Here is a 26707-nt window from a genome sequence, read left to right as displayed (position 1 = left end):
CGGTGACGTGGGCTATCACGGTCTCAGCAGGCGTGCCTGCGCGCGTTCGAAGGTCTTGCGGCCGGCCTTGTAGCCCATCAGCGGCGGGCTGATCTCGGCCACCACTGCGGCCGGCGAGGGCGCATCGAAGACGATGAAGTCGGCGCGGCAGCCGGGTGTCAGGCCGTAGTCGGGCAGGCGCAACAGGCGTGCCGATTCACTCGACACCCAGCTCAGGCAACGCAGCAATTCGGCCTCGGTAGCCAGTTGGCTGACGTTGGCGAACAGGTTGGCCTGGCGCACCAGCGAGGCATCTCCGTAGGGCGTGAAGGGGTTGCCGATGTTGTTGGTCGATAGCGAGCAGGTCACGCCACAGGCATGCAGATGCTGCAAGGGCGCCAGGCCGCGTGGCCGGTTGTGGAAGTGCTCGCGGCCGGTGAGGAACAGGTCGGTACTCGGTAGGCAGGTGACCTGCACGCCGGCCTCGGCCAGCGATTCGGCAACCGCCAGCAGGGTGTCCCTGGGTAGTGCCGACAGCTTGGTCACATGGCCGATGGTTACCCGGCCAGCCCAGCCGTGCTGATGGGTGCAGCGGATCACCTCGCCAATGGTCATGCCTTCGGGGTTCAGGTCGAAATCCAGGTGGAAGTCCAGATCACGGTCGAACTCCACCGCCAGTTCGAACAGCCGGCGAATCTGCGCGCCTGGATCGCTATCGGTGTAGGGGCAACCGCCAAGCACCTCGGCGCCCATGGCCAGCGCCTCGCACAGCAGGCCTTCGGTGCCCGGGTTGTTGAGCAGGCCTTCCTGGGGGAACACGCAGATTTCCAGGCTGATGGCCCAGGCGTAATCCGCCTGCAGGCGACGCACCGCGTTGAAGCCGATCAGGCCGATCTGCGGGTCGATCTCGACGTGGGTGCGCATGTGCGTGGTGCCCTGGGCGATGGCCTTGTCCAGCACCTGGGCGCCGCGCTGGTAGACGTCCGCTTCGGTGAAGTCGGCCTTGGCCGAGCGGGTCTGGGCGATGGCCTCGGCCAGGGTGCCTTCGCTGAGCTGGCAGCGCTGCATGATGCAGGCTTTGTCCAGATGGATATGGGTCTCCACCAGGCCGGGCAGCAGCAGCTTGCCATTCAGGTCGAGGGTCTCGGCGGCGGCATTCGGCGCGCTGACGAAGTGGCCATCCTCGACGTACAGGGTCTGCAGCGCCTGGGTGTCAGCGCCGAGACGGGCGTTGATGATGGTCAGCGCACTCATGCTGCCGCTCCTTCGCCGAGGTAAGCCGCTTCCAGTTCCGGGTCGCCACGCAACGCTTCGGCACTGCCGGATTTGACGATGCGCCCGGTCTCCAGCACGTAGGCACGGTCGGCCACCTGCAGGGCGAGGTTGGCCATCTGGTCGACCAGCAGCAGGGTCACGCCTTCGTCGCGAAGGGCGGCCAGGGCGTCATACAGCTCACCGATCATGGCCGGCGACAGGCCCAGGGAAGGCTCGTCGAGCAGCAGGATCTTCGGCTTCGCCATCAGCCCGCGGCCCACTGCCACCATCTGCTGTTCGCCGCCCGAGAGCAGGCCTGCAGGGCTGTCGATACGGTCGCGCAGGCGTGGGAAGCGGCGCAGGATGGCTTCTATTTCCGCGTCGGCATCGAAGGCCTCCTTGCGTGAGTAGCCACCGAGCAGCAGGTTGTCACGCACGCTGAGCTGGCCGAACATCTGACGGCCCTCCGGCACCAGGGCCAGGCCCCGGGCGGCGATGGTGCTGGCATCGGCGTGCTCGATGCTTTCGTTGTCGAGCAGGATGCTGCCGCCACTGGCTTTGTGCAGCCCGGCCAGGCACTGCAGGATGCTCGACTTGCCGGCGCCGTTGGCGCCCAGAATGGCGATCAGCTCGCCAGGGTTGACCACGATATTGACCTTGTCGACCACCGGCGCAGCGCCGTAGTCGATGACCAGATCCTTGATGTACAGACGAGCATCGCGCGAACCATCCCAGGCTTCGGCCCGCGGTGTGGCCTGGTAGCTGGTGCCGCCCAGATAGGCGGCGATGACGCGCTCGTCCTTGCGCACTTCGTCCGGTAGGCCCCAGGCGATGGGTTTTCCGGCGTCGAGCACCAGCAGGCGCTCGGACACGGCCATCACCAGGCCCATGTCGTGCTCGACCAGGATGACCGCGATGCCAAACCCGGCGAGCGTCCTGAACAGGCCAGCCAGGCGATCCGTGTCGCTGCGGCTGAGGCCAGCTGCCGGCTCGTCGAGCAGCAGTACGCTGGGGCGGGTCGCCAGGGCGCGGGCGATTTCCACCAGGCGCCGGTCGACGTGGGCCAGGTCATCGGCCGGAGTGTTCACCGAGCCCTGATAGCCGACCAGCGTCAGCAACTGCAGGGCGAGCTGGCGCCGGCTGTCGCTGGCGCAGCTGAAGGGCAGGCCCAGGCGCCCCTTTTGCATGGCCACCAGCAGGTTTTCCAGCACCGACAGCTCACCGAACAGTTGGGTGGTCTGGTAGGTACGGGCGATGCCGGCTCGGGCGATTTTCCAGGCGGGCAGGCCAGCTAGTGGGCGACCCAGGTCGATGCTGCCGCTGTCCGGTGCGTAGAAGCCGCTGATCATGTTCAGCACCGTGGTCTTGCCCGCGCCATTGGGGCCGATGATGCTGGTGATGCTGCCCGGTGGTGCCTGCAGGCTGACGTTCTGCGCCGCCTGGACGCCGCCGAAGCGAATGCCGATGTCCCGGACTTGCAGGCCGTCGCGGGCGGCGCTGTCCTGCTGGAAGAACGCGCTCAGCTGTGCCTGATCGAAGGCCGCCGGGGCGACCTGGTGAGCTGGCCGCAGCCACAGGCTGGCCAGAGTGCCGAGCAGCCCCCGTGGTGCAGCCCAGAGCACGCTGAGCAGCAGCACCGAGAAAATCAGCAGACGGTATTCGGCGAAATCCGAGAGCATTTCCGGCAGTAGCACGATCAACAAAGCGCCGAGCAGCGGGCCGAACAGGGTGCCGCTGCCGCCGACGATCACTGCCAGCACGAACAGGATCGACTGCGAGAAAGGGAAGGAAGCCGGGTTGATGAACATCATCAGTGGCGCCACTAGCGAACCGGCCAGGCCGGTGAGCAGGGCGGACAGGGCGAAGGCCAGGGTCTTGGTCTGCACCGGGTTGAAACCGAGCGAGCGGGCAGCGATTTCGGTGGATTTCACCGCGCGCATCGCCATGCCCCAGCCGCTGTGGCGCAGGCGCTGGAACAGGGCCAGGGCGGCGATCATCAGGCCGGTGGCGATCAGCGCCATGCTCACGCTTGGGTCGAGGTTGCCGATTTCCGGCATGGGGATGCCCATCAGGCCGTTGGCCCCGCCGGTCAGCGAGCGCCATTCGATCAGACCGTGGTGCACCACCAGGGCGAAGGCAATGGTGATCATCGCCAGGTACGGGCCGCTGACGCGCAGGGCCGGGATCGCCAGCAGCGCGCCAATGGCGCCACAGGCCAGGCCGGCGGCGATCATCGCCAGGCCCAGGGGCAGGCCGGCCATGGTCAGCAGTGCCGAGACATAGGCGCCGATGGCGTAGAAGGCGATATGACCGAATGAGATCTGCCCGCTCAGGCCGATCAGGATGTTCAGGCCCACGCCGACCACCACGGCCAGCGCGCAAAAGGTGAAGACCAGCAGCGAGTAGCTGTCGAGCAGCAGCGCGGCCGCGATGCAGGCCAGCGTCAGCAGGGCGAGGGAAACGGGGGCGAACAGCGAATTCTTCAGGGTCATACTTTCACCAGGGTCTTGCTGCCGAACAGGCCATTGGGGCGCAACGCCAGGGCCAGAATGACCAGGGCGAAGGTGAACAACTGGGTGAAGGCCGAACCGAAATAGATGGTCACCAGCGCCTCCACCAGACCGAACAGCAGACCGGCGGCGAATACCCCGCCAGCGCTGGCGATACCGCCGAGAATCGCCACGGCGAAGGCCTTGAGGCCGAACAGCATGCCCATCTCGGCATTCACGCTGAACAGCGGCGCGATCAACAGACCGGCTATGGCGGCGAACACGGTCGATACGGCAAAGGCCACGGCCACCACGCGATTGACCCGAATACCCATCAGCATCGCCGCCTTGGGATTCTGTACGCAGGCCTCCAGCACCTTGCCCAGGCGGGTGTAGCGGCGCACCAGAAACAGCGCCAGGGCGATGCCGCCACCTACCAGCGGAATCAGCAACTGCAGCACGCCGACGTTGTTGCCGAACAGCTCCAGGTGCTGGTTGGCCAGGGCCGAAGTGAACTGCCGCGGCTCCTTGCCGAAGGTGAACAGCGCCAGGTTGTCGACCAGGATGCCCGCTGCCACCGTCGCCATCAGCCAGGCTTCGGAGCCGCGCGAATGGAAGGGGCGCACCAGAAAACGTTCGATGATCAGCCCGTAGACGGCGCACAGCGTCAGGGTCGCCGGAACCGCCAGCCACAGTGGCCAGCCCCAGGTGATGTAGAAGCTGTAGCCGAGTACGGCGCCAACCATCATGGCGCTGCCCTGGGCGAAATTGACCGTACGCGAAACCACGTAGGTGATATGGAAACCCAGGGCCAGCAGTGCATACATGCTGCCCAGTCCGAGCCCGGTGATGATGGCGGCGGTGATCATGACGATAATCCTCCGGGCGGGCCGCCAGGGCCCGCCCGTTCACGGCTTCAAGGGGCGAGCGGAACGATGCGGCCGTCGACGAAATGGGTGAAGACGTAGTCGTCCGGGCCCAGGGCGTCATGCTTGGTCGGGGTGAAGGGCTGGGTGTAGTCCTTGATCAGGCCCTGATAGCTGTCGATCGCATAGAAGCCATCGCGAACCTTGGTGCCCTGGGTGTCGCCAGCCTTTTCGATGGCAGCGGCGGCCAGGTGCATGGCGTCGTAGGCGTTGGCGATTCCGACTGCGGGAGTCACGTCGGCCAGGCTCTTGATCTCCGGGAAGCGCTGCTTGAGGGCAGCCAGCACGCTGTCGCCCTTGGCGCTGTTGTTCTCGGTGAACACATAGGTCTGGATGAAGTGCACGCGGCTGGCATTAGGGCCGGCCAGCTCGCTGAAGCGGCCGCCTGCCGGGCCCCAGTGGGAAACCACCGGCACATCCCAACCCATGCGATCGAGGGACTTGACCACTTGCGCCGAGGGGCCAACGTTGCCGACCATTAGCAGGGTGTCGGTGCCGGCATTCTTCAGGCGGGTGAGCTGTGGCACCACGTCGAGGTCGCTGTCTTCGATGCGCTCGATGCCGGCGTATTCCATGCCACGTTTGGCCAGGGCATCCTTGAAGCCGATTTCATTGGATTCGCCCCAGGGATTGTTGATCAGAATCATCCCCGGCTTCTTCATGCCTTTCTTGATGCCGTGCTCGACCAGCGCTTCGTCGACCAGCTCATCCACCGCCGATACGCGGAATACGTAATTGTCCTTGGCGCCGTTCTCGGTGATCTTGGTGCCAGCGGCCCAGATGCCCATGAACGGTACTTTCAACTGATTGGCCAGCGGCACGATGGCCAGGGAAACCGGTGTATCGAGGCCACCGAACAGCACGGTGACTTTTTCCCGCTGCGCCAGTTCACGAGCGGCTAGCATGCCTTTGGCCGGATTGCTTTCATCGTCACGGCGAATCAGCTGCACCGGGCGACCGAGGATGCCGCCCTTGGCATTGATCTCGTCGATGGCCACGGTGAGCCCGCGGGTAAGTGCCTCGCCGGATTTCGCCGACTGCCCGGACAAGGCAGCAACCAGGCCGACCTTGATCGGCTCCTCGGCGTGCGCGGGAGCGCTCAGCGCCATGCCGAGGCTGGCAACAGCCGCTGCGCAGGGCAACAGGCGGCGGAGTGGGGATAACAGTTTGCGCATGAGCTTTCTCCTGATTGCTAGCATTCGTATATAATTTGCTAGCAAGCCTGGTGCCATAACGCGCAAACTGGTCATTCCGCGGTTTTCCCGGATTATCCACGGCAAACGTGCACAAATAGCGTGCGTGCCGCACCACATGCAGGCACGAAAGGTGCCCGGGCACGATCAATGAGTTGGGAGAGCAGGTATGAGTGAAATGAATGAAGCAGTAAGGATTGTTAGCGATTTTCTGGCCGCCTCCATGGCCCCGGATCCGGTCAAGGCAGCCACCTACATGAGTGACGACGTGCGCATCACCTTTACTGGTGGGCGCCACATGCCCACGCCCCAGGACATCACCGCATTCAACGGCTCGCGCTACGCCTGGGTGAAAAAGGCCCTCGGACAGTTCGACTGGACCGAGCGCGACGACCATACCGTCGTCTATTCCAACGGCACGTTGTATGGCGAGTGGCCGGACGGCAGCAGCTTTTCCGGTAACCGCTATCTGGATCGTTTCGAAGTCCGCAACGGCAAGATCACCCGCATGGACGTCTGGAACGACAGCGCCGAGTGGCTGCTGACACCGGAAATCGCCAAGGCCTGACTGTGCGGTGACAGGTCGACATGCCGGCCTGTCACGACCGCTTTCGCGTCGGCCGTGGAATCCTCAGGGGGAATTGGCGAATAATGCCGCCATTGGCTAGCGCCGCCCCTACACAGGAATCGATTTGCCATGAGCGCCTCCACCCCACCTTTGGTTCTCTCGATCCAGTCCCATGTCGCCCTCGGCCATGTTGGTAACGATGCCGCTGTGTTCCCGTTGCAGCGCCTGGGTTTTGAAGTGTTGCCGGTACACACGGTGCAGTTCTCCAACCACACCGGCTACGGGCAGTTCCGCGGCCAGGTGTTCGATGCCGAGCACATCCGCGAAGTGCTCGCTGGCCTGCGCGATCGCGGCGTGCTGTCACGGGTTTCGGCAGTGCTTTCCGGCTATCTGGGTGATGCGGCTATCGGTGCGGTGATCCTCGAGGCGGTGGACGAGATCCGTCGTGACAATCCGGGCGTGCGCTACCTCTGCGATCCGGTGATGGGCGATGTGGGGCGAGGGGTATTCGTCAACGCGGCGATCCCGGATTTCTTGCGCAACCTGGCGATTCCCTGCGCCAACATCATCACCCCCAACCAGTTCGAGTTCGAGCTGCTGACCGGCAGCAAACTCGACAGCGTCGACGAGGCCGTGCGCACCGCGCGCCAGCTTCGTGGTCGCGGGCCTGACGTGGTGGTGATCACCAGCCTGGCAACGCCGGACATCCCCGCCGATCAGCTCTGTACCCTGGCGGTCAACGGTGAAGGCGCCTGGCTGGTGAGCACTCCGCGCCTGGCGTTGCATCCGCTGCCCAATGGCATGGGCGATGTGTTCTCGGCAACGCTGCTAGCCCGTTTGCTCTCCGGGCATGCGCTGCCGCAGGCGCTGGAGCTGTCCACTGCCACGCTCTACGCCCTGGTGCAGAAAACCGCTGAGGGATCCCGTGATCTGCCGCTGGTGGTTGCCCAGGAACAGATCGTCGAACCGCAGCAGCGTTATGAGGCGACTGAGGTGGTGGTCAAATGATCGGTCGCTCCCTGTGCATGGTCGGGCTGCTGCTGGCGAGCGGCATTGCGGTCGCTTGCGAGGTCGACACGGCAGCAGCCGTTCGCGATGACGCCCATGGCAACTACGTGATTCCGGTACGGGTCAAGGCGGGCGAGCGATGCGTGATCCTCGATCACCTGACGGAAGAGGGCCGCAAGACGCGCAGCGAAGTCTGGATGCCGGTAGAAAAACTGGGCAGCAGCACGCCGAAGCTGGGGCGATTCAAGCGCGAGTATCAGGTCGAGGGTGAGGTGGCGAACGTAGATCGTTTCGTCTATCTGGCGGGCGACAAGGCGGGTGAGGATTCGGTGAGGTTCTCGTCGTTCCCCAATCAGCAGGAACGACGAGCAGTCGAGTACCGCATCAGTATCGAATGACCGGCTGCGCCAGGCACATCAACGCTGGTAGGGGCTTTCGCTTTTCAGCTCTGCGCCGTTCTCGACATCCTTGAGGTGCTGGGAGCTACTGGTTTGGCCAGTAGCTCCCAGGGCGTGTGGCTTACTGGGAGATCGCCAGTTTCGAGTCACGGACGCCTTTCATGCCGGTTGCATCATCGACCATCTCGACACCAGCACCGCCTACGAACACACCCATCTTGATGTACTGACGAACGAAGTAGTTCTTGCCGCCATCAGCCTGGAAGGTGAGGGCGTTGTCGCTGAACTCAGACTCGGTGGAAATGACGTGTTTGCCGGGGGCGATTTCCTTATAGAAGTACACCTTGTTGGCTGTTTCGCCGAGCACCTGGCCGTCCAGCGAAACGCTTTTCTTCAGCGCCTTGCCGGCAAAACTATTGCGGTAGATATACAGGCCCGCTTTATCCGCAGTGGGGGCGGTGAATTGCTTCATGGCACTGTCCTGCTCGGCAGGCGCCATGGGCACGGATGAGCAGCCAGTCAGTACCAGCGTGGCAAGAAGGGCAGAGCTGGCAATCAGTTTTTTCAACATGATGACGTTCCTTGTTCGAGAGAGGAGTTGGGCTGCGTACTTTGCGCGAACCCGTTCATCCCGCTACCGCGGGTCTGAATGCGCGCCATATTAGAAAAAAACTTCGAGACGTGTTGAGAGAAAATCCACATCCCTGGCACATGCTCACGTCCTGACGGGCGGTACAGTCGATAGGTTTGACAAAAGCTAGTCGTTTTCATAGCTTTGCCCTTACGCAAACGTTTGCGTGCCCATAAAAATGACAATAATCACGGAGTTCGCCCATGTCCGGTTTCCGTCCTGCCCGTCTCTGCGCCGCCATTGCTCTCGGTGCCGCCGCTCTCGTCAGCCTCTCCACTGCCCATGCCGCCGAAGGTGAAACGCCTCGCGTCGCTCTGGTCATGAAGTCCCTCGCCAACGAGTTCTTCCGCACCATGGAAGATGGCGCCAAGGACTATCAGAAAGAACACCCGAATCAGTTCGAATTGATCGCCAACGGCATCAAGGACGAAACCGACACCTCCGCGCAGATTCGTATCGTCGAGCAGATGATCGTTGCCAAGGTCGATGCGCTGGTGATCGCGCCGGCCGACTCCAAGGCGCTGGTGCCGGTGATCAAGAAGGCCAGCGATGCCGGCATCAAGATCGTCAATATCGATAACCGACTCGACCCCGAGGTGGTGAAGAGCAAGGGCCTGGACGTGCCGTTCGTGGGCCCGGACAACCGCAAGGGCGCGCGCCTGGTCGGTGAATACCTGGCCCAGAACAAGCTCAAGGCCGGCGATGAAGTCGGCATCATCGAAGGCGTTTCCACCACCACCAATGCCCAGCAACGTACCGCAGGTTTCAAGGATGCGATGGAAGCAGCCGGCATGAAGATCGTCGGCGTGCAGTCGGGCAACTGGGAGATCGACCGTGGTAACGCGGTGGCCTCGGCCATGCTCAACGAGTACCCGGATCTCAAGGCGCTGCTGGCTGGTAACGACAGCATGGCGCTTGGCGCGGTATCCGCCGTGCGCGCTGCCGGCAAGAAAGATCAGGTGCAGGTGGTCGGTTACGACAACATCAACGCCATCAAACCGATGCTCAAGGATGGCCGCGTGCTCGCCACTGCCGACCAGTTCGCCGCTCGCCAGGCGGTGTTTGGCATCGAGGCGGCGCTCAAGCTGGTCAAGGGTGAAGCCACCGACGCCAAAGACGGTGTGATCGAAACCCCGGTCGAACTTGTGACCAAGCCGTGACCACGGCTGTAGTGGCCGGCGAGACCGTTCTTGCCGCCAGCAATATCGGCAAGACCTACGTCCAGCCCGTGCTGGGCGGGGTCGAGCTGGAGCTGCGCGCCGGTGAAGTGCTGGCGCTGACCGGCGAGAACGGCGCCGGCAAGAGCACCCTGTCGAAGATTTTCTGTGGGTTGGAGCAGCCGACTACCGGCTCGCTGACTTTCCTTGGCCAGCCTTACGCACCAGCCAGTCGTCGCGAGGCCGAGCGCCTCGGCGTGCGCATGGTGTTGCAGGAGCTCAATCTGCTGCCGACCCTGACCGTTGCCGAGAACCTGTTTCTCGACAACCTGCCTAGCCGTGGCGGCTGGATTTCCCGTGGTCGCCTGCGCGAGATGGCGCGTCAGGCCATGGCCCAGGTCGGCCTGGAAGCGGTAGACCCGGATACCCCGGTAGCCGCGCTGGGTGTCGGCCATCAGCAGATGGTCGAAATCGCCCGCAACCTGATCGGCGATTGCCGGGTGCTGATTCTCGATGAGCCGACGGCGATGCTCACCGCCCGCGAAGTGGATCTGCTGTTCGAGCAGATCCAGCGGCTGCGCGACGCGGGCGTGGCCATCGTGTACATCTCCCATCGCCTGGAAGAGTTGGCGAAGGTGGCGCAGCGCGTGGCCGTGCTGCGTGATGGGCAGCTGGTCGCCGTGGAGCCGATTGATCGTTACAGCAGCGACGAGCTGGTCACCCTGATGGTCGGCCGCGAGGTCGGTGAAGCCATCGACCTGGGTGAGCGAAACATCGGCGCGCCGCTGTTGCAGGTGACCAATCTCAGCCGCCGCGGCAAGGTCGACGACGTTTCCTTCAGCGTGCGGGCAGGGGAGATCTACGGAATTTCCGGCTTGATCGGTGCCGGCCGCACCGAGTTGTTGCGGCTGATCTATGGCGCCGACCGAGCGGACAGCGGCCAGGTGGCAATCGGCAATCCGCCGGTTCCGGTGCGCGTGCGCTCGCCTGCCGAAGCGGTGGGGCACGGTATCGCGCTGATCACCGAAGACCGCAAGAGCGAAGGCCTGCTGCTTGGTCAGCCGATCGCCGCCAACCTGGCACTGGGCAACATGCCGGCCGTTTCCAGGCATGGCGTGATGCGCCCGGCTGCCGAGCAGGCGCTGGCGCAGCGGCAGATCGATGCCATGCGCATTCGTTGCAATGGGCCCCATCAGGCGGTGGTCGAGCTGTCCGGTGGCAACCAGCAGAAGGTGGTCATCGGCCGCTGGCTGGAACGCGACTGTCGCGTGCTGCTGTTCGACGAGCCGACCCGCGGCATCGATGTCGGTGCCAAGTTCGAGATATACGGCCTGCTCGGCGAACTGGCGCGGCAGGGAAAGGCGCTCGTGGTGGTGTCCAGCGACCTGCGCGAGCTGATGCTGATCTGCGACCGTATCGGCGTGCTCTCTGCCGGCCGCCTTATCGAAACATTCGACCGCGATGACTGGAGTCAGGATCGCCTGCTGGCTGCCGCGTTCGCCGGCTACCGCAGCCGCGAAGCCATGCTCGGCGAGGTCGCCCCCCCGTTACAGGAGCTTTGCCAATGACCACTCCATCCGCCACGCCTGCCAAGCGCAGTGGTACCCATCAAGGCCTGGGCACCTACCTGGGTCTGGCTGGTGCGCTGCTGGCGATGATCGTGCTGTTTTCTTCGTTGAGCAGCCATTTTCTGTCCTATGCCACCTTCACCACCCTGGCCAACCAGATCCCCGATCTGATGGTGCTGGCGGTGGGCATGACGCTGATCCTGATCATCGGCGGCATCGACCTGTCGGTGGGCTCGGTACTGGCTCTGGCGGCGGCCGTGGTCAGCGTGGCGACCCTCGGCTTCGGCTGGGGCATCGTGCCCGCCGCGCTTCTGGGCATGGCCTGCGCGGCGCTGGCCGGCAGCGTGACCGGGATCATCACTGTGGCCTGGGGCATTCCGTCGTTCATCGTCTCCCTCGGCGTGCTGGAAATGGCCCGCGGCCTGGCCTACCAGCTCACCGACTCGCGCACCGCTTACATCGGCGACGCCTATGCCTGGCTGTCGACGCCGTTCGCGGCCGGTATCTCGCCGTCGTTCGTCATTGCCCTGCTGGTGATCGTCGCCGCGCACCTGCTGCTGACGCGCAGCGTGTTCGGCCGCTATCTGGTGGCCATCGGCACCAACGAAGAGGCGGTGCGCCTGGCCGGCATCAACCCGAAACCCTACAAGGTCTCGGTGTTCGCGCTGATGGGCCTGCTCGCCGGGCTGGCGGCACTGTTCCAGATTTCGCGCCTGGAGGCGGCTGATCCGAATGCCGGTTCCGGCCTGGAGCTGCAGGTGATCGCCGCCGTGGTGATCGGTGGCACCAGCCTGATGGGCGGCCGTGGCTCGGTGATCAGCACCTTTTTCGGTGTGCTGATCATTTCCGTGCTGGCCGCCGGACTGGCGCAGATCGGCGCCAGCGAGCCCACCAAACGGATCATCACCGGCGCGGTGATCGTGGTAGCGGTAATCCTCGATACCTATCGCAGCTATCGCGCCAAGCGTCGGGCCTGATCATCCATGGCCACCATCAAGGACGTCGCCGCGCGCGCCGGTATTTCCTACACCACGGTCTCACACGTGGTGAACGGCACGCGCCCGGTCAGTGACAGCGTACGCGACAAGGTGCAGGCGGCCATTGCCGAGCTGGGCTACGTGCCCAGTGGCGTGGCGCGGTCGTTGAGAGCCCGCGCCACCGGCACCATCGGCCTGCTGGTGCCGAACGCCAGTAACCCCTATTTCGCCGAGTTGGCGCGGGGCATCGAGGATCACGCCGAGCGCAACGGCTACAGCGTGATCCTGTGCAATTCCGACGACGACGGTGCCAAACAGTTGCGTTACCTGCGGGTGTTGCTGGAGCGCCGTATCGATGGCCTGATCGTAGCCACCGTGACACGCGACGCGGCCTTCGCCCAGGCCCTGGCAGCGGTACGCCTGCCGCTGATGCTGGTCGACCGGTCCCTCGACGGGGTCAGTGCGGATCGCCTGCAGATCGACCATGAAAAGGGTGGCTACCTGGCGACCCGGCATCTGCTCGAGCTCGGTCATCGACGCATCGCCTGCATCGCCGGGCCGATCGATACCCAGGTGGCGCAGTTGCGGGTGGCGGGCTATCAACGTGCGTTGGTCGAGGCAGGCTTGCCAGCTGGCGAGCCGACCCACTGCGCCTTCACCAGCCCGGCGGGGCACGCGGCTGCGCTTGGCCTGCTGAGCGGTGAGGCGCGGCCGACGGCGATTTTCGCCGGTAACGACATGATCGCCCTCGGCGTGCTGCGCGCTGCTGCGGAGCGTGGTGTGCGGGTGCCTCAGGAGCTGTCACTGGTGGGTTTCGACGACATCGAAGTGAGTCGCTATTTGCACCCGGCCCTGACCACCGTTGGCCAGCACATCGGCCAGCTTGGCGAGCGCGCTGCCGAGCGCTTGCTGCAGCGGGTGCGCACGCCGGAACTCGAACCCGAACAATGGCTGCTCGAACCGACCCTGATGGTGCGCGAGTCCACCGCCGCTGCGGGCGGCTGAAATTACCCAGTGGGCGCATCAGCGTCCTGAGGAGCAGGTACAGATGCAAGGCAATCTGGTGGTAGTGGGTAGCTTGAACATGGATTTGATCGTGCGTGCGCCGCGCCTGCCCCGTGGTGGCGAAACCCTGGCCGGGCATGACTTCGCCACGGCTGCGGGCGGCAAGGGCGCCAACCAGGCGGTCGCGGCGGCACGCCTCGGCGCGCAGGTGGCGATGATCGGCTGCGTCGGTGCCGATGCCTACGGCGCACGCTTGCGTACTGCGCTGCTCGTGGAAGGTATCGATTGCACGGCGGTCAGCGAGATCGAGGGTGTGCCGACGGGGATCGCCTCGATTCTGGTGGATGACGCCGGACAGAACGCGATTGTCATCGTCGCCGGTGGCAATGGCGCCCTGACGCCCGCTCACCTCGATGCGCAGGCGGCGCTGCTGGCCGCCGCCCAGGTGCTGGTGGTGCAACTGGAAGTGCCGCAAGCCACCGTCGAGGCGGCAATGAGACGTGGCCGCGAGGCCGGCTGCACGGTGATCCTCAATCCGGCGCCCGCCAGTGGGCCGCTGCCAGCACACTGGTACGGGCTGGCCGATTACCTGATCCCCAATGAGAGTGAGGCCGCGGCGCTCACCGGCCTGCCGGTGGACTCACCCGAGTCGGCCCTGCACGCTGCGCAACGGTTGCTGCAGGTCGGCGCTCGCCGTGTGCTGATCACCCTGGGCGCTCAGGGCGTGCTCTACGCCGATGCCGAGCGTCACGCGCATTTCGCCGTGGCCCCGGTGGTGGCCGTGGATACCACGGCCGCTGGCGATACCTTCGTCGGCGGTTTCGCCGCCGCGCTGGCTGCCGGGCAGACGCTGGAATCAGCCATCGGCCTGGGCCAGCAAGCTGCTGCACTGGCGGTTACCCGGCCCGGCGCACAGCCTTCAATTCCTTATCGCCACGAGTTGCCCGCATGAAGAAGACGCCCCTGCTCAACGCTGCGCTCTCCGCCGCCATCGCCCGGCTCGGCCATGGCGACATCATCGTCATCGGCGATGCCGGCATGCCGGTGCCGCCGGGTACGCCGTGCATCGACCTGGCGCTGACCGCCGGCGTGCCGGACTTCGTTACCACCTTGCGGGTGGTGCTGAGCGAGATGCAGGTGCAGGGCCATCTGCTGGCCCGGGAAACCCTGGAGGTGGCGCCTCTGGCGCTAGAGGCCATCGAGTCTCTGGCCGCCCAAGGCGAGCTGGGCGAGCGCCAATTGGTCAGCCACGAGGAGCTCAAGGTCGCCTGTGCCAAGGCTCGAGTACAAATCCGTACGGGTGAGTGCCGGCCCTACAGCAACATTGTGCTGATCGCGGGTGTGACGTTCTAAGGTGCTCATGATCTTTTCTGACGCGCTATCAGGGCTGCTTCAAGGCGATAGCGGTTGTTCGATTTGGTGAGCTGTACAAAGCTGCTTCAAGGCATGTGCGGACGGTGAGCAGAGCTTTTGTGGGAGAGGCTTTAGCCTCGATTTTTCCTAGCTAGGCGTAAAGAGCTCGCGGCTAAAGCCCCTCCCACGAGATCGCGAACGTCCAAAATCACCACTTCACTGCTATTGGTTTGGGATGGCTGGAAAGCTGCTTCGAAAGATCATCAACAGTTTCCAGGCGGGCTCAAGACCAGCTCAGGATCGGCCAGCCTTCGCGTTCGGCATACTCGCGCAGTGCCGGATCGGGGTTCACCGCGTGGGGCTTGTCGACCCGTTGCAACAGCGGCAGGTCGTTGCGTGAGTCGGAGTAGAAGTAGGCGCCTTCCAGGCTTTCGCCTTGCTCTTCCAGCCAGGCATGCAGGCGGGTGACCTTGCCTTCACGGTAGGTCAGCACGCCCTCGGTCTTGCCGCTGTAGTGGCCGTATTCTTCGTGCAGGTCGATGGCCAGTACCTCCTGAACCTTCAGCCGTTCGGCGATGGCGCTGACCAGAAAGTGCGCCGAGGCGGAGATGATCAGGATGCGGTCGCCGGCTGCGCGGTGGTTGGCCAGGCAGCGGGTGGCGTCGCTGAAGAAGATCGGTTCGATCACGTCTTCCACGAAGGGCTCGACGACGAAGGCGACTTCTTCCGGCGTTCGCCCCACCAGCGGCGACAGGCTGAAGGTCATGTAGTCCTCCATGGCCAGTTTGCCTTCGGCGTACAGCGCCATCAGCTGATGATCCTTGGCGATGAAACTTTCCCCGTCGACCCAGCCGAGCGTGGCCATGTGCTCGCTCCACAAGCTGGCGCAGTCGCCATTGATCAGGGTTTCGTCGAGATCGAAAATTGCCAGAGCCATTAAGCTACCTCTCGCACGGCATTCGCCGCGATATCCAATGAGATTGAGTGGCCGTCGGCGTGCAGGTCGTCCGCGCTGCGATTGAGCACGTCGACCAGCAGTTCCACACCGTCGGCTTCCACCCGGTAGCGGATGATATTACCGAGCAGGCTGTGACTGCGAATCCGCGCTGCGATCGTGCCCTGGCCGAGCACGATGGCTTCCGGGCGGATGGCCACCTGGCTGCTAACCGGATAGCCGAGCAGGCGGCTGGCGGTGGCCGCGTCGAGCAGGTTGTAGTTGCCGATGAAGCCGGCCGCGAAGGCATCAGCAGGGGCGGTGTAGAGGGTTTCCGCGTCGCCGCTCTGGACGATGCGCCCGGCGTTCATCAGGAAGATGCGGTCGCTCATCACCAGGGCTTCTTCCTGATCGTGAGTGACGAAAATCGTCGTCAGGCCGAGTTCCTGCTGGATGCTGCGGATCTGCTCGCGCAGGTGTTTGCGGATGCGTGCGTCGAGCGCCGACAGCGGTTCGTCGAGCAGCAACAGGCGCGGGCGGGTGACTAGCGAGCGGGCCAGGGCGACGCGCTGGCACTGGCCGCCGGAGAGCTGATGCGGGTAGCGGCTGGCGAAGTCGCCGAGCTCGACCATGGCCAGGGCTTCCTGCACGCGCTGGGCTGATTCGCCCTTGCCGGTCTTCTGCATTCGCAGGCCGAAGGCGACGTTCTGCGCGGCGGTCATGTTGGGGAACAGCGCGTAGCTCTGGAACACCATGCCGATGCCGCGCTTCTGTGGTGCCAGGGGCACCAGGTCTTCGCCGCCGAGCAGGATCTTGCCGCCATTGACCTCGGTGAGGCCGGCGATGCAGCGCAGCAGGGTGGATTTGCCGCAGCCCGATGGGCCCAGCAGGGTGACGAATTCGCCCTGTTCGATTTCGGCGTTGATGTCGCTGAAGATCGAGGTGCCGCCGTAGCTTTTGTGCAGGTTCTGGATGCTCAGGAAGCTCATGCCTTGTCCCTGTTCAGTCGATTGGCCGCCCAGGTGAACACCAGGACGAAAAAGAAGTAGGAGATCACCAGGGCGCTGTTGAAGTGGCCGCTGCTGTTCTTCATGTTGTTGAGGTACACCTGCAGGGTTTCGTAGCGCGTGCCGACCAGCAGGTTGGCGAACACGAATTCGCCGAACAGAAAACTGAAGGACAGGAACAGCGACACCATCAAGCCCTTGCGCAGGTTGGGCAGCACCACCAGAAAGGCGGCTTTCCAGGTGCTGGCGCCGAGCAGATGGGCGGCGTCCATCAGGTCACGCAGGTTGATCGCTTGCAGGTTGTTGGTGATGGCCCGGTACATGAATGGCAGGGCGATGGTGAAGTAGCAGCCGATCAGAATCCACGGCGTGCCGACCATGGCCAGCGGGCCGGAGCCATACAACTGCAGCAGGCCCACGGCTGATACCACCGGCGGCACGGCGAACGGCAGCAGGATCAGCACGTTCATTACCGCATCGAGCTTGGGGAAGTGGTAATGCACGACGAACAGCAGCGGCAGGATCAGCACCACCGACAGCGCCAGGGCGCCGAAGCAGACCAGCAGCGACTGGCCGAACGCCTTGAGAAAGCGCGGCTCTCCCCAGAGCTCCAGGTACCACTTGAACGTCAGGCCGTCCGGCAGGATGGTCGCTGACCAGCTGGTGGAAAGCGAATAGAGCAGAGTACCGGCCAGCGGCAGCAGCAGGATCAGGAACAGCACCCAGACCACCACGCGGTGGTAGAGGCTGGCAGCAGGAACATCAGCGCGGGACATGGTAGCTCCTTCGCAGCAGCAACTGGTGTACGAGGGTGATCGCTGCCATCAGGCCGACCAGGATCATAGCCAGGGCGCTGGCCATGTTCGGATCTAGAGAAATGTCCCCGGAAATCATCGCGGCGATGCGGATCGGCAGCACGTTGAAGTTGCCGGTGGTCAGGTAATACACCGTGGCGTAGGCGCCCAGGGCATTGGCCAGCAGGATGACGAAGGTGCCGAGCAGCGCCGGGGTCAGTACCGGCAGGCCGATATGCCGCCAGAAGTCCCAGGTGCCGGCGCCAAGCAGGGCTGCCGACTCGCGCCAGTCCTGACGCAGGGCATCGAAGGCGGGGTAGAGCAGCAGTACGCCGAGGGGAATCTGGAAGTAGGTATAGAGCACGATCAGGCCATTCTTCGAGTACAGGTTGAAGCTCTCGATCAGCCCGGCCTGGATCAGCAGCAGGGTCAACGCGCCGTTGAACCCGAGCAGGATGATGAAGGCGAAGGCCAGCGGCACGCCTGCGAAGTTGCTGGTCATGTTGGAAAAGGCGATGACGAAGTCACGCAGTTTCGAATCCACCTGGCGCAGCGAGTAGCTGCCGATGATGGCGATGAGCATGCCGAACACGCTCGACCAGAAAGCGATTTGCAGGCTGTGCTTGACCGCCTGCATGTAGAACTTCGAGGAAAACGCCTTCTCGAAATTGCCCAGGCCCCAGCCATCCGGCGTATTCAGGCTGTTGAGCGCCACCCATACCAGCGGGGCGATCTGGAAGGCGATGAAAAACACCGCGAAGGGCAACAGGCACAGCAGTGCCAGCCATTTGCCCCGTGGTTTGCTGGTGGTGCTCATTTCAACAACTCCCGGCACGAAGGTTTGTCATGGAGCACTCCGAGCAGGTCGCAGAGGGTGCCGCACAGCTCCAGCTGCTTTGGTGTCGCTGTTTCATCGAGGCTGAAGGCATCGCCGAGTACGAACAGCGGCACTTCGCGCTCTTCGGGCAGTAGGCCGTTGTGCGAGCGGTCGTCGTTCATGCCGTGATCGGCGGTCACCAGCACCTGATAGCCAGCGTCCAGCCAGGTCTGCAGGTAGCCGGCCAGCAGGATGTCGGCGACCCGCGCCGCGTTGCGGTACTGGCTGCTGTCGAGGCTGTGCTTGTGGCCGGCGTCGTCGATGTTCATCGGGTGCACCAGTAGAAAGTCTGGCGCATGCGCGAGGCGCAGGCTCTCGGCATCGTCGAACAGGTGCGAGTCCGGGTAATGGTCGGCGTAGTAGAAATGCCCGTGCTGGATCGGCAGCTCGACGTCACTGGTATGGCGGTCACGGGCCGCCACGAAGGGCGCACGGTTATACAGCTCGCTCATCCAGTGGTAGGCGGCAGCCGCAGTGCTCAGCCCGGCGGCGCGGGCATAGTGGAACACGCTGCGTTGATGGCTCAGGCGCACCACGTTGTTGTGCACGATGCCGCTGTCGATCGGTGTCACGCCGGTGAGAATGCACTCGTAGAGCGGCCTGGACAGCGAAGGCAGCTCGCACTCGAGTTTGTACAGCGCAGCACGGCCAGCGGCGCGATACGCCTGCAGATGGCCGAGCGCATGCCGAGCGACCTCGTAATTGAGACCGTCGAGAATGACGAGGATGACCTTGGACGGCATGGGTGATCCTGGGTTGAGAGGGACGTAGAGACGTAGCCTGGGTTGAGCGAAGCGATACCCAGGGCAGGTTTCCCGGGTTTCGCTTCGCTCGACCCGGGCTACACGGTGCCTGGATTACTCCATATTGATGATCACGTTTTCCTGCCACAGCTGCGGCAGGGTTTTCGAGGTCGTTTCCCAGGCGGCGGGATCCTTGATCGGCTTGACCTTAGCGTACTGCTCGTTGGGCAGCAGCTTGGCCTGCACTTCAGCCGGCAGGGTCAGGTGCTCGGCGCGGATCGGGCGGGCGTTGCCCTTGGCCAGGTTGATCTGCCCGGCGTCGCTGAGGATGTACTCGCGGGCCAGCTTGGCGGCGTTGGGGTTCTTGGCGTATTTGTTGATGATGGTGGTGTAGCCGGAGATCACCGAGCCGTCGGAAGGGATCAGCACTTCGAAGCGATTCGGATCGATCTGGTCGCGGTAGCTCAGGCCGTTGAAGTCCCAGACGATACCCACTTCCACTTCGCCTTTCTCCAGGGTCTGGATGGTCGGGTTGGCCAGCGACAGGCGCCCCTGTTCGGCGATTTCGGCGAAGTAGTCCAGGCCCGGCTGGATGTTCTTCTCGTCGCCACCGTTGGCGATGGCCGCAGCCAGCACGCCGTTGACGGCCTGAGCAGCAGCGCTGACGTCACCGATTGCCACGCGGTATTTGCCGGTTTTCAGGTCAGCCCAGCTTTTCGGGGTGTCCTTGACCAGCTGCTTGTTGACGATGAAGGCGATGGAGCCGGTGTAGGCGAGCATCCAGTGGCCGTCGGCATCCTTGGCCCACTCCGGGATCTGGCTCCAGGTGGTCGGCTTGTAAGGCTGGGTCACGCCCTGCTGCACGGCGATCGGGCCGAAGGCGGCGCCCACGTCACCGATGTCGGCGCTGGCGTTGTCTTTTTCGGCGGCGAACTTGGCGATTTCCTGGGCCGAGCTCATGTCGGTGTCCATGTGCTTGAGGCCGTACTTGTCGCTCAGATCCTGCCAGGTGTCCTTCCAGTTGGCCCAACTGTCCGGCATGCCGACGCTGTTCACGGCGCCTTCTTTGCGTGCGGCCTGTTCCAGTGCAGTTATATCCGTCTCGGCGGCCATGGCTTGGGAAGCCAGAGCGATGGCGCTGCCCATCAGCGATGCCAGTAGCAGTTGTTTCATTGGAAACTCCTTTGCGTTGAGGGTTGGTCTAGATCAGCAAGACCCAAGCCAATGTAGGCGGCGCCAATGACAGTTTTGTGTCGGTATGGTCGTCGCGCACATTCGGAGCCTTCAGCGAGGCCCCGCTCAGCAAGCGTAGACCAGGTTAAGCCTTTGAATTGGCGGGCTTGTCACTGGCATGGGGCGTGCTTGAAAGCAGCCTGTCATCTGCCGGTCATCCGGCTTGCCTAGGCTTGTGAGCAAGCATTGCAGCCAGCTAATGGCTGTTACGTGCCCTGTAATGGGGCTGGTCTAGTCCAAAAGGAATCAGCGTGATGCGCGACGACACGCCACGGGCCGTCACCACCATTTGCCGGGCGTTGCAGGAACAGATCGAGCACGGCCTGCTGCCTGCCGGTGCCAAGTTGCCGGCCGAGCGGCGTCTGAGCGAATTGTTCGACACCACACGAATCACCCTGCGTGAGGCGCTCGGGCAGCTGGAAGCTCAGGGCCTGGTGTACCGCGAGGAGCGCCGCGGCTGGTTCGTCTCGCCAGCGCGGGTCGCCTACAACCCACTGGTGCGCACCCACTTTCACGCCATGGTCGCCGAGCAGGGCAGAGTGCCTGCCACCGAAGTGCTGAGTGCCCGACTGATGCCGGCACACTCGCAGGTGTGCCAGTTGCTGGGCTTGTCCGGGCTATCCAGCGTCTACCAGATCCGCCGGGCACGGCGCATCGACGGGCGCCTGGTGCTGTATGTCGAGCATTACCTGAACCCTGACTATTTTCCCGGCATCCTCGATTACGACCTGACCCGTTCGTTGACCGAGTTGTATGCCAGCGAATACGACGTGCATTACGGTCGCGTGCGTTTCGATATGGTGCCCACCGCCCTGCATGCCGACGCCGCTGCAGCGCTGAAGGTGGCGCCCGGCAGCCCGGCGCTGCGCATCATCCGGGTCAACCGCGACCAGCGCGGCCGCCTGATCGACTGCGACCTCGAGTACTGGCGCCATGACGCAATTCATATCAGCGTGGAAGTGCCGGATTAGGCGCCGGTAAAAGGCATTGCAGAGCGGTGCGCGGCTCCTGAGTTCAGTCGCCGCGTTTCACCGTCAACTCACAGGCTCTTTATCTTGGCGGCAAGAACGGCCGCATTGACCGTGCTCAGGGTTTGCTTACCCGCTGGAAACTCCAACACAGCGCTTTCCACCAGGGTGTAAATGCGCTCTCCGTTGTTCAACGTGAACTCTAAAAACGCCAAGTGATCGCTCCATGACCGGTAGCGCCGCACCATGAAAATGCTGTGCCTGGAGGTTACCGAGCGAATTTTCGTCAGCGCAATCTTCTGGTCGGTCGCGTCGCTGGAGACGATCAGCTCATCATTATGGATAGAGGCCGGGCCGGCTTTTGCGAGCATTCGCCATTCCAGGGCGAAGCGCCACGACATGCTCAGCAGGCAGACGCCGATCAGCAGCAGCTCGGGGAGGGGCGTGCTGGGCGCTTTGATCAGAACCAAACCACTGCTTGCCACGAGAATGGCCAGGGTGATGAACCGGTAGAAATAGACGTTGTGGAAATCGGGGAAGGTCAGAAAGCGGATGTCCATATACGGGTTCCTGAAGTCGGAATCTGCCAACGCGTTCGTTAGCAGCACTCACTCGCGCAGGCATTATCGGTGATGGTGCACATGGAAAACTGTGCGGCGCTCCCTGTTTCACCGGTGTGCCAATCCGAGCACGCTGCCGGCTCTCAAAACGAAGGTCGGCTAGCGCTGCCATGGGGTGCGCTCTCATGTAGTTGGCAAAAAAATGCCCGCAACGACCGATGAGCTGTCATTGCGGGCATGTTTTACGGCCTGCTTCAGCCGATGCGGTGCGCGTGGATCAGACGGCAGCCACTACTTTTGCAGGTGGCTGGGTGCGGCGACCCAGTACACCGGCACCAGCCGCCACCAGCCCTGAGATCACCAGGGTAATCAGCAGAATCCAGGCACCCTGGGAAACGCGCTTGGCCGCTACTTCAGCTGCTTCACGGGCTTTCTGCTCGGCTTGGGTTTTCAGTTCCTGATACTTGGCGTAAGCCTGGCGATAACTGGCTTGTGCCTGATCGACGATCTGGTTGGCCTCGGCGTCGGTCTTGTTGCCGCGTGCCTTGATCAGATTGACCAGCGCTTCACGGTCGGCAGCGTCCCAGGCCTGGTCGCCCTTGGCTTTGATGCGATCCAGCAGGCTGCCCAGTTGCTCGCCGGCCTGTTGAGGGTTTTCAGCGCTGCGCTGGGCGGTGTTCTGCGCATCTTGCTGAGTGGCTTGCGCTTGCTGGTTGAGGTTCTCCGGGTTCAGTTCAGGCTTGCCAGTCTGACGCATGGCTTGTTCGAGCTCGCCCTGAATATCGTCCAGATTGAACTCGATACCCTGTTCGCGCAGCTGATCCTGAATCTTGCCGCCCAGTGCCGGTGCGACCTGGGCGATGCCGCTGCCCAGTGCCGACATACCACTGCCAGCCAGATTCAGGCCGCCACGCACCACGCCGGTTACGGCGCTGGAGACCAGGTACACGGTGATCAGCGAAACGCTGGCCCAAACCAGCAGGCCATGAAAGGCACCCTCACGCTGTGCCAGGCGACCCGCTGCCCAGCCACCGATGAACAGCGAAATCACCGCACTGATCACCACCCAGATGGCAGCGCCCGTGCCGATGCCCGACAGCGGGTCGGCTTCTTGCAACGGATCGATGCTGGCGCTGCCGATGGCCGTGCCCAGCAGGTTGAGTAGCAGTGATACCACCATGGCGAGTACGACCCCCGCCACAATCGCACTCCAGGAAATGCGCTTGAGCAGTGGCGCCACAGCAGTGGAGTCATGGTAAACGGGTTGGGTGTAGCCGACTGGAGCAGTACGGTCGTCGCGGATCATAATGGCAGCCCCTCAAGGCAATGGCAGAACGAGCGAAATATCTCGTTACTACAAATGACTGTGGCGCGAACGGGAAAGTTTGGACTGGATTTTCGGGGAGATTTTCTAGGCCCTGTGCCTGACATCGGGCTTTTTGAATTTGCCGCCGACCCGCAACAAAAGCAGGCTGTTGTCAGGGCATGAGCGTTAGAGCCAAGGGTGCATCTGCCACTCGTTCAGAGTGCCGGAAAGGCACCCTGTTTCACGAAAGCGATCAATGAATGGAGCCATAGGCAAGCCGCTCGCGCACCAGCAGCTCAGCCTGATGGGCCATCTGGTCGAGCAGCCGGTCGCGCTTCTTCTCCGCCTCGCTCATGGCTTTCTTGCCGTGTTGCTTTAACAGATACGCATGGATCTGCCGCACTTCAGTGGACTGGTAGATCGGCATGAGATCCTGCACCGCCACCATGCCGTCCGAGCGATAGCTGCGGGTATTCATCGACACCTGCGATCCCTGCGCCGCCAGCACACGAAAGCCCATGGCCTCGAAGGTTGGCACCTTGCTCGCCGCGCAGGCCAGCTCCACATGCGGGTGGCGCTCGATGATCCGCTGCAGCATGGCCCGCGCCACACCGTGCCTGCGATGGCTGGTCTGTACGGCCATGTAGGCGAGGGTGCAGGCCTCGGCGTCATCCTGGCTGGGCAGGTACAGGGTAAAACCCAGCACCTGGGACGGGTCTTCGTCATCCAGCGCCAGGATCAGCTGTGTGGGGCTGTCGGCGTTACCGTTCATGGCCTGCAGATACAGGTGCACCTCGTAGCCGATCACGTACTGGTACAACTGATAAAGCGGGTTACTGGGCGTCAGCGACACCGGGCTGATATCGCTGAAATAGTCCACCACCATCTGCAGTACCTGGCTTTTCAGGGACTCGGGCGGTGTGGCATTCAGGTGTACGAGGGTGAACATCGAAAGGCGGGCTCTTGTGTGAATCGGCGGGCGCCATTGTAACGCCTGTGGCTGTGGCGGCGGGACGAGATGATCGGGGCGTTATCTGCCAGGGGCTTCAGGTAAAATTGCGCAACATCGGATTCAAATCTGGCAGAGGCTTATGGCATCGTTGAAACGCAAATACTCGGGCATGGAGCGCGAGCTGGCTCGTACGCTGACCACTGCCTGCGAGACGGCCAAAAGCGAGATCGTCGGCTTCCAGTGGCTTACCCATGACGTTGACTACGAACGCTTTCCGCAGAGCTTGAAAGTGACCTGGGTGTTTGATACCGAAGCGAGCAAGGAGAGTGCAATCGCCAGCCCGGACAAGGCGAGAATGTATGCCCTGACGCTGGCCGCCTTTGAAGAGGTTGGCATCACTGTGTCGAACATCGCCGCTCACGTCGAGTTCCGCTCCGAGCAACGCCTGACACCCGCGTCCGGTAATCGTGGTGCGCAGCCGGTGAGCGGCAAGCGTGGCTAAAGACATCGAAAACCCCTGCGTGTCGCTGTGCCAGCTCAACAGCGAAATGTGCGTGAGCTGCGGCCGCACCCGAGAGGAAATCCGCAAATGGCGCGGCATGAAACGCCCCGAGAAGATGGCCGCCGTGCAGAAGGCAGCGACGCGGATGAAGGCGCTTGCCAAGAAGAAAAGCAAATGAGCAGGGCAGAGAGTGATCGTTCCCACGCTCTGCGTGGGAATGCAGCCAGTGACGCTCCGCGTCACGAATCCCACCGGTCTACCTCAATCAATCCCGCCAGCCCCGCATAATTCCTGGCACTGGAATAACGCCAATGCTCGGCTCGGTCTACATAGCCACGTTTGACTGGGTTGTGATGGATGTAGTCGAGCTTTTCCCTCATCACTTCGTTGCTGTACACCAGCTCCGCATGTGAACCCTCCTGCCAGAGTTGATACACACGATCAGCCTTGTGCGCGCGCTTGGCGAAGCGCAGTCGCTCCAGCAAATGCTCTGTCCGTCGCTCTTGCAGGTGATCGATGATTTGCCGTGCAGTGAACGACTTGAACCCGCTGACACATTTGCCCAGGTCAGGCGCTTGGGCAACGAAGTGCAGGTGATTTTCCAGAACGACGTAGCCATAAAGGCGCAAGCCCTGGTTTGCCTGTTGATAGCGCCAGCAATCGAGCAGAATTTCGACCAGCGTGGGGCGAGTGAACAGCGGTAGCCATTCCATCACCGTGCAGGTGAGAAAGTGTGGTTTTTCCGGTTCGGTGATGACGTAGCGGCTGCGGCCCATTGGATTCTTCCTTGAATCGAGTGCTATCTGATCGTACCCACGCTCCGCGCGGTACGCCTTCTCGGACGCTCCGCGTCCTGCTTTTTGATCCGCGATAGAGATTAGTTGAGGTGTCGAGTTTGGTAGTTTTCGACGCAGAGCGTCGAGGGCTGCATTACCACGCGGAGCGTGGGAACGATCAATGACGCTTTTTTCATCCACCACCGTAAGGGCGAAAACGGTAGGAGAGGGTGACATAAAAACGCTCCGGATTTTAATTCGAAGCATAGGGGGGGTAGGGTTTTTGGAGTTTTTAATTTTTATCTTTGATAAGTTGCTCTTGGAGTTTTTGCCATGCGGGATCGCTAGCTTTTATTAAGCTGCATAGGTCTCCTGCGCTGTCTTTATTGATCATTTCAAGTGTTCCTGCAGATTGGGTGCGATAATGGTTATGCATTTTTTTAACGCGATCCAATATGGGGATTATTTGAGATGTTACTTTGTTTAGATAGTCTTGGATGTCAGATAGAGATGTCGGTATTTTGTAACCATTTGGGCTGCTCGCAATTATGACGCTTTCGTCTCGAAGTTTTGCAATTCCTCCAGTGCGTAGCATTTGTTGTGTGATGTCTGTGAGTCCAATATTTTTCAAGTGATTCTCTATTTCTCCCGTGCTTATGTAGTTGGACATTCCCTCTAGTGTATTTTTGAAAAGCAAGAATTTCAGTATCGCCGTTTGTAGTCTTTTAGATTGATCAGCAGATTTTGGTGTTTTAGAAAGGTAATCATATGCGCTTTTTATAGCGATTTCGTATACCTTTCGGTCTTGGGGGTTTGATGATTTAGATTGGGGAGGTGATGTGTATCGTATTGGCCACTCAATAAACGAATTCTGCTTTTCTCTGATTTGATTTAAGTACTTCAGGGCAATATGTGGTGGGCATTTTTCCTCGTATATGTGCGCTATCGTGCCCGCATAGAAGTCAGCTACTTGAATTAATATAGATTCATGGCTCTTTGCTGTTCCGAAGGCCGAGGTAGAGTCGATTAAATCAAATTTCCTATTGACGTACGCTTCTAGCGAGGATTTGAATTCTGGCGACCCATGCTCATCAGCTAGCACCTCAATGGTGGGGTATGTTTCGTATAGGTTTTTATATAGTATGCTTGTTCCATATTTTATGAAGGATCTTTTATGCTTAAGGCCGCTATCTGGGTATATTTCGGATTTTTTATTGCGATAACCTCAAGCCTTATCTCTAGCTTAGCTAGGTCTTTTAGTATTTGCGTTCTGCGGTTATGGCTTTTATGTCCGACGTTGCTTGATTTTATTTCGCTTGTTTTGAAGTGCCTTTCTCTTATTGCTTCAGCAACTTTTTCATTTTGCTTTAAATTGTGTTCTGAAATAATTACCGCGCACACTACATAGTATTCTGATGTTCCGTCCTTCTCTATGTTTAAGCTTGTATTTCCCGACTCGTCGACATATGCGTAATGTTTTTCAGTAAGCATATATTCCTCGCCAATAAAAAGCCCCGCACTAGGCGGGGCTTTTTATTCAGCTTCATTC

Annotated in this window: 29 protein-coding genes; 12 read left to right on the top strand and 17 right to left on the bottom strand. The window is 61.9% G+C overall.

The genetic code is table 11. From position 1 onward, the window contains the following. Window positions 1-15 precede the first annotated feature (15 nt). From ACZ3GY_RS09670 to ACZ3GY_RS09655, 4 genes are read right to left on the bottom strand one after another with little or no spacing between them, the layout of a single operon-like run. The gene (locus tag ACZ3GY_RS09670) at window positions 16-1233 is read right to left on the bottom strand and encodes an amidohydrolase family protein (RefSeq protein WP_465909836.1); all 1218 of its coding nucleotides are present in this window, start codon (window positions 1231-1233) and stop codon (window positions 16-18) included. Next, window positions 1230-3725: a branched-chain amino acid ABC transporter ATP-binding protein/permease gene (locus ACZ3GY_RS09665; RefSeq protein ID WP_465909835.1), complete on the bottom strand. Its 2496-nt coding sequence runs from the start codon at window positions 3723-3725 to the stop codon at window positions 1230-1232. Before ACZ3GY_RS09665 ends, ACZ3GY_RS09670 begins: the two co-directional genes overlap by 4 nt. Next, window positions 3722-4591: a branched-chain amino acid ABC transporter permease gene (locus ACZ3GY_RS09660; protein ID WP_463564446.1), complete on the bottom strand. Its 870-nt coding sequence runs from the start codon at window positions 4589-4591 to the stop codon at window positions 3722-3724. Before ACZ3GY_RS09660 ends, ACZ3GY_RS09665 begins: the two co-directional genes overlap by 4 nt. Before the next feature lie 47 nt (window positions 4592-4638). Beyond that, entirely contained in the window at window positions 4639-5823 is a 1185-nt protein-coding gene (locus ACZ3GY_RS09655) for an ABC transporter substrate-binding protein (protein ID WP_465909834.1), read from the bottom strand. A gap of 187 nt (window positions 5824-6010) precedes the next feature. Between ACZ3GY_RS09655 and ACZ3GY_RS09650 the strand changes: the two genes are divergently transcribed. The 3 genes from ACZ3GY_RS09650 to ACZ3GY_RS09640 all read left to right on the top strand — a co-directional run bounded on the left by ACZ3GY_RS09650 (window position 6011) and on the right by ACZ3GY_RS09640 (window position 7815). Further along, complete coding sequence (locus ACZ3GY_RS09650; RefSeq protein ID WP_465909833.1) at window positions 6011-6409, top strand: nuclear transport factor 2 family protein; 399 nt, start codon at window positions 6011-6013, stop codon at window positions 6407-6409. Window positions 6410-6538: 129 nt separating this feature from the next. After that, window positions 6539-7417: a pyridoxal kinase PdxY gene (gene pdxY / locus ACZ3GY_RS09645; protein ID WP_465909832.1), complete on the top strand. Its 879-nt coding sequence runs from the start codon at window positions 6539-6541 to the stop codon at window positions 7415-7417. Next, the gene (locus ACZ3GY_RS09640) at window positions 7414-7815 is read left to right on the top strand and encodes a hypothetical protein (protein WP_465909831.1); all 402 of its coding nucleotides are present in this window, start codon (window positions 7414-7416) and stop codon (window positions 7813-7815) included. The genes pdxY and ACZ3GY_RS09640 overlap by 4 nt, the downstream gene beginning before the upstream one ends. Window positions 7816-7936: 121 nt before the next feature. Here the strand turns inward: ACZ3GY_RS09640 and ACZ3GY_RS09635 are convergent, their stop codons facing one another. Continuing rightward, window positions 7937-8386, bottom strand: a complete 450-nt coding sequence (locus ACZ3GY_RS09635) for a DUF2846 domain-containing protein (RefSeq protein WP_465909830.1) — start codon at window positions 8384-8386, stop codon at window positions 7937-7939. Window positions 8387-8649: 263 nt separating this feature from the next. Between ACZ3GY_RS09635 and ACZ3GY_RS09630 the strand changes: the two genes are divergently transcribed. Genes ACZ3GY_RS09630 through rbsD form a run of 6 tightly spaced genes read left to right on the top strand, consistent with a single transcriptional unit; the run spans window position 8650 to window position 14506 of the window. Next, on the top strand, window positions 8650-9606 hold the full coding sequence (locus tag ACZ3GY_RS09630) for a sugar ABC transporter substrate-binding protein (protein ID WP_465909828.1): 957 nt from the start codon (window positions 8650-8652) through the stop codon (window positions 9604-9606). An 11-nt stretch (window positions 9607-9617) separates the two neighbouring features. Continuing rightward, window positions 9618-11171 (top strand): sugar ABC transporter ATP-binding protein, encoded by a 1554-nt coding sequence (locus ACZ3GY_RS09625; protein ID WP_465910027.1) that lies wholly within the window; start codon window positions 9618-9620, stop codon window positions 11169-11171. Beyond that, on the top strand, window positions 11168-12148 hold the full coding sequence (locus ACZ3GY_RS09620; protein WP_225831456.1) for an ABC transporter permease: 981 nt from the start codon (window positions 11168-11170) through the stop codon (window positions 12146-12148). Before ACZ3GY_RS09625 ends, ACZ3GY_RS09620 begins: the two co-directional genes overlap by 4 nt. Window positions 12149-12154: 6 nt before the next feature. Further along, window positions 12155-13153 carry a LacI family DNA-binding transcriptional regulator gene (locus ACZ3GY_RS09615; protein ID WP_465909827.1) on the top strand — a complete coding sequence of 333 codons (999 nt, stop codon included), beginning with the start codon at window positions 12155-12157 and terminating at the stop codon, window positions 13151-13153. Window positions 13154-13196: 43 nt separating this feature from the next. After that, the gene (gene rbsK, locus ACZ3GY_RS09610; protein WP_465909826.1) at window positions 13197-14105 is read left to right on the top strand and encodes a ribokinase; all 909 of its coding nucleotides are present in this window, start codon (window positions 13197-13199) and stop codon (window positions 14103-14105) included. Next, window positions 14102-14506, top strand: a complete 405-nt coding sequence (gene rbsD / locus ACZ3GY_RS09605) for a D-ribose pyranase (RefSeq protein WP_465909825.1) — start codon at window positions 14102-14104, stop codon at window positions 14504-14506. Before rbsK ends, rbsD begins: the two co-directional genes overlap by 4 nt. Window positions 14507-14789: 283 nt before the next feature. Here rbsD and ACZ3GY_RS09600 read toward each other — a convergent pair whose 3' ends face one another. The 6 genes from ACZ3GY_RS09600 to ACZ3GY_RS09575 all read right to left on the bottom strand — a co-directional run bounded on the left by ACZ3GY_RS09600 (window position 14790) and on the right by ACZ3GY_RS09575 (window position 20034). Then, window positions 14790-15443: an HAD family hydrolase gene (locus ACZ3GY_RS09600; RefSeq protein WP_465909824.1), complete on the bottom strand. Its 654-nt coding sequence runs from the start codon at window positions 15441-15443 to the stop codon at window positions 14790-14792. Beyond that, window positions 15443-16429 (bottom strand): ABC transporter ATP-binding protein, encoded by a 987-nt coding sequence (locus ACZ3GY_RS09595; RefSeq protein WP_465909823.1) that lies wholly within the window; start codon window positions 16427-16429, stop codon window positions 15443-15445. Before ACZ3GY_RS09595 ends, ACZ3GY_RS09600 begins: the two co-directional genes overlap by 1 nt. Then, complete coding sequence (locus ACZ3GY_RS09590) at window positions 16426-17223, bottom strand: ABC transporter permease (RefSeq protein WP_465909821.1); 798 nt, start codon at window positions 17221-17223, stop codon at window positions 16426-16428. Before ACZ3GY_RS09590 ends, ACZ3GY_RS09595 begins: the two co-directional genes overlap by 4 nt. Further along, complete coding sequence (locus tag ACZ3GY_RS09585) at window positions 17210-18058, bottom strand: ABC transporter permease (protein WP_225831470.1); 849 nt, start codon at window positions 18056-18058, stop codon at window positions 17210-17212. Before ACZ3GY_RS09585 ends, ACZ3GY_RS09590 begins: the two co-directional genes overlap by 14 nt. After that, window positions 18055-18861, bottom strand: coding sequence for an alkaline phosphatase family protein (locus ACZ3GY_RS09580; protein ID WP_465909820.1), 807 nt, complete (start codon window positions 18859-18861; stop codon window positions 18055-18057). Before ACZ3GY_RS09580 ends, ACZ3GY_RS09585 begins: the two co-directional genes overlap by 4 nt. 114 nt (window positions 18862-18975) lie before the next feature. Next, window positions 18976-20034: an ABC transporter substrate-binding protein gene (locus ACZ3GY_RS09575; protein WP_465909818.1), complete on the bottom strand. Its 1059-nt coding sequence runs from the start codon at window positions 20032-20034 to the stop codon at window positions 18976-18978. A gap of 314 nt (window positions 20035-20348) precedes the next feature. Between ACZ3GY_RS09575 and ACZ3GY_RS09570 the strand changes: the two genes are divergently transcribed. Then, window positions 20349-21065 carry a UTRA domain-containing protein gene (locus tag ACZ3GY_RS09570; protein WP_463564461.1) on the top strand — a complete coding sequence of 239 codons (717 nt, stop codon included), beginning with the start codon at window positions 20349-20351 and terminating at the stop codon, window positions 21063-21065. Between the two features lie 68 nt (window positions 21066-21133). On the opposite strand, the gene ACZ3GY_RS09565 is transcribed toward ACZ3GY_RS09570, so the two are convergent. From ACZ3GY_RS09565 to ACZ3GY_RS09555, 3 genes are all read right to left on the bottom strand, one after another. After that, window positions 21134-21622, bottom strand: a complete 489-nt coding sequence (locus tag ACZ3GY_RS09565) for a hypothetical protein (protein WP_465909817.1) — start codon at window positions 21620-21622, stop codon at window positions 21134-21136. 277 nt (window positions 21623-21899) lie between these two features. Continuing rightward, on the bottom strand, window positions 21900-22928 hold the full coding sequence (locus ACZ3GY_RS09560; protein ID WP_465909816.1) for a hypothetical protein: 1029 nt from the start codon (window positions 22926-22928) through the stop codon (window positions 21900-21902). A gap of 253 nt (window positions 22929-23181) precedes the next feature. Further along, entirely contained in the window at window positions 23182-23877 is a 696-nt protein-coding gene (locus ACZ3GY_RS09555; RefSeq protein WP_465909815.1) for a GNAT family N-acetyltransferase, read from the bottom strand. A 142-nt stretch (window positions 23878-24019) separates the two neighbouring features. Here ACZ3GY_RS09555 and ACZ3GY_RS09550 point away from each other — a divergent pair, with 142 nt between their 5' ends. Both ACZ3GY_RS09550 and ACZ3GY_RS09545 read left to right on the top strand, forming a co-directional pair. After that, window positions 24020-24382, top strand: a complete 363-nt coding sequence (locus tag ACZ3GY_RS09550; RefSeq protein WP_465909814.1) for a hypothetical protein — start codon at window positions 24020-24022, stop codon at window positions 24380-24382. Then, a complete protein-coding gene (locus ACZ3GY_RS09545; protein ID WP_465909813.1) occupies window positions 24375-24560 on the top strand; it encodes a DUF1289 domain-containing protein in 186 nt (61 codons plus the stop codon). Before ACZ3GY_RS09550 ends, ACZ3GY_RS09545 begins: the two co-directional genes overlap by 8 nt. Before the next feature lie 61 nt (window positions 24561-24621). Here the strand turns inward: ACZ3GY_RS09545 and ACZ3GY_RS09540 are convergent, their stop codons facing one another. From ACZ3GY_RS09540 to ACZ3GY_RS09530, 3 genes are all read right to left on the bottom strand, one after another. Beyond that, entirely contained in the window at window positions 24622-25158 is a 537-nt protein-coding gene (locus ACZ3GY_RS09540; protein ID WP_465910026.1) for an REP-associated tyrosine transposase, read from the bottom strand. A gap of 292 nt (window positions 25159-25450) precedes the next feature. After that, window positions 25451-26260: a DUF3800 domain-containing protein gene (locus ACZ3GY_RS09535; protein WP_465909812.1), complete on the bottom strand. Its 810-nt coding sequence runs from the start codon at window positions 26258-26260 to the stop codon at window positions 25451-25453. Window positions 26261-26316: 56 nt separating this feature from the next. Then, window positions 26317-26649: a DUF3800 domain-containing protein gene (locus tag ACZ3GY_RS09530; RefSeq protein WP_465909811.1), complete on the bottom strand. Its 333-nt coding sequence runs from the start codon at window positions 26647-26649 to the stop codon at window positions 26317-26319. Window positions 26650-26707: the final 58 nt, after the last annotated feature.

The sequence above is a fragment of the Pseudomonas sp. PME37.24/006 genome (genome assembly GCF_055556635.1).
This window is presented reverse-complemented; position numbering and strand designations above follow the sequence as displayed.

What these genes read in the sequence shown, in the direction of transcription:
- ACZ3GY_RS09670 (WP_465909836.1), bottom strand. Translation starts at nt 1,233, where the DNA reads ATGAGTGCGCTGACCATCATCAACGCCCGTCTCGGCGCTGACACCCAG.
- ACZ3GY_RS09665 (WP_465909835.1), bottom strand. Translation starts at nt 3,725, where the DNA reads ATGACCCTGAAGAATTCGCTGTTCGCCCCCGTTTCCCTCGCCCTGCTG.
- ACZ3GY_RS09660 (WP_463564446.1), bottom strand. Translation starts at nt 4,591, where the DNA reads ATGATCACCGCCGCCATCATCACCGGGCTCGGACTGGGCAGCATGTAT.
- ACZ3GY_RS09655 (WP_465909834.1), bottom strand. Translation starts at nt 5,823, where the DNA reads ATGCGCAAACTGTTATCCCCACTCCGCCGCCTGTTGCCCTGCGCAGCG.
- ACZ3GY_RS09650 (WP_465909833.1), top strand. Translation starts at nt 6,011, where the DNA reads ATGAGTGAAATGAATGAAGCAGTAAGGATTGTTAGCGATTTTCTGGCC.
- pdxY (WP_465909832.1), top strand. Translation starts at nt 6,539, where the DNA reads ATGAGCGCCTCCACCCCACCTTTGGTTCTCTCGATCCAGTCCCATGTC.
- ACZ3GY_RS09640 (WP_465909831.1), top strand. Translation starts at nt 7,414, where the DNA reads ATGATCGGTCGCTCCCTGTGCATGGTCGGGCTGCTGCTGGCGAGCGGC.
- ACZ3GY_RS09635 (WP_465909830.1), bottom strand. Translation starts at nt 8,386, where the DNA reads ATGTTGAAAAAACTGATTGCCAGCTCTGCCCTTCTTGCCACGCTGGTA.
- ACZ3GY_RS09630 (WP_465909828.1), top strand. Translation starts at nt 8,650, where the DNA reads ATGTCCGGTTTCCGTCCTGCCCGTCTCTGCGCCGCCATTGCTCTCGGT.
- ACZ3GY_RS09620 (WP_225831456.1), top strand. Translation starts at nt 11,168, where the DNA reads ATGACCACTCCATCCGCCACGCCTGCCAAGCGCAGTGGTACCCATCAA.
- ACZ3GY_RS09615 (WP_465909827.1), top strand. Translation starts at nt 12,155, where the DNA reads ATGGCCACCATCAAGGACGTCGCCGCGCGCGCCGGTATTTCCTACACC.
- rbsK (WP_465909826.1), top strand. Translation starts at nt 13,197, where the DNA reads ATGCAAGGCAATCTGGTGGTAGTGGGTAGCTTGAACATGGATTTGATC.
- rbsD (WP_465909825.1), top strand. Translation starts at nt 14,102, where the DNA reads ATGAAGAAGACGCCCCTGCTCAACGCTGCGCTCTCCGCCGCCATCGCC.
- ACZ3GY_RS09600 (WP_465909824.1), bottom strand. Translation starts at nt 15,443, where the DNA reads ATGGCTCTGGCAATTTTCGATCTCGACGAAACCCTGATCAATGGCGAC.
- ACZ3GY_RS09595 (WP_465909823.1), bottom strand. Translation starts at nt 16,429, where the DNA reads ATGAGCTTCCTGAGCATCCAGAACCTGCACAAAAGCTACGGCGGCACC.
- ACZ3GY_RS09590 (WP_465909821.1), bottom strand. Translation starts at nt 17,223, where the DNA reads ATGTCCCGCGCTGATGTTCCTGCTGCCAGCCTCTACCACCGCGTGGTG.
- ACZ3GY_RS09585 (WP_225831470.1), bottom strand. Translation starts at nt 18,058, where the DNA reads ATGAGCACCACCAGCAAACCACGGGGCAAATGGCTGGCACTGCTGTGC.
- ACZ3GY_RS09580 (WP_465909820.1), bottom strand. Translation starts at nt 18,861, where the DNA reads ATGCCGTCCAAGGTCATCCTCGTCATTCTCGACGGTCTCAATTACGAG.
- ACZ3GY_RS09575 (WP_465909818.1), bottom strand. Translation starts at nt 20,034, where the DNA reads ATGAAACAACTGCTACTGGCATCGCTGATGGGCAGCGCCATCGCTCTG.
- ACZ3GY_RS09570 (WP_463564461.1), top strand. Translation starts at nt 20,349, where the DNA reads ATGCGCGACGACACGCCACGGGCCGTCACCACCATTTGCCGGGCGTTG.
- ACZ3GY_RS09565 (WP_465909817.1), bottom strand. Translation starts at nt 21,622, where the DNA reads ATGGACATCCGCTTTCTGACCTTCCCCGATTTCCACAACGTCTATTTC.
- ACZ3GY_RS09560 (WP_465909816.1), bottom strand. Translation starts at nt 22,928, where the DNA reads ATGATCCGCGACGACCGTACTGCTCCAGTCGGCTACACCCAACCCGTT.
- ACZ3GY_RS09555 (WP_465909815.1), bottom strand. Translation starts at nt 23,877, where the DNA reads ATGTTCACCCTCGTACACCTGAATGCCACACCGCCCGAGTCCCTGAAA.
- ACZ3GY_RS09550 (WP_465909814.1), top strand. Translation starts at nt 24,020, where the DNA reads ATGGCATCGTTGAAACGCAAATACTCGGGCATGGAGCGCGAGCTGGCT.
- ACZ3GY_RS09540 (WP_465910026.1), bottom strand. Translation starts at nt 25,158, where the DNA reads ATGGGCCGCAGCCGCTACGTCATCACCGAACCGGAAAAACCACACTTT.
- ACZ3GY_RS09530 (WP_465909811.1), bottom strand. Translation starts at nt 26,649, where the DNA reads ATGCTTACTGAAAAACATTACGCATATGTCGACGAGTCGGGAAATACA.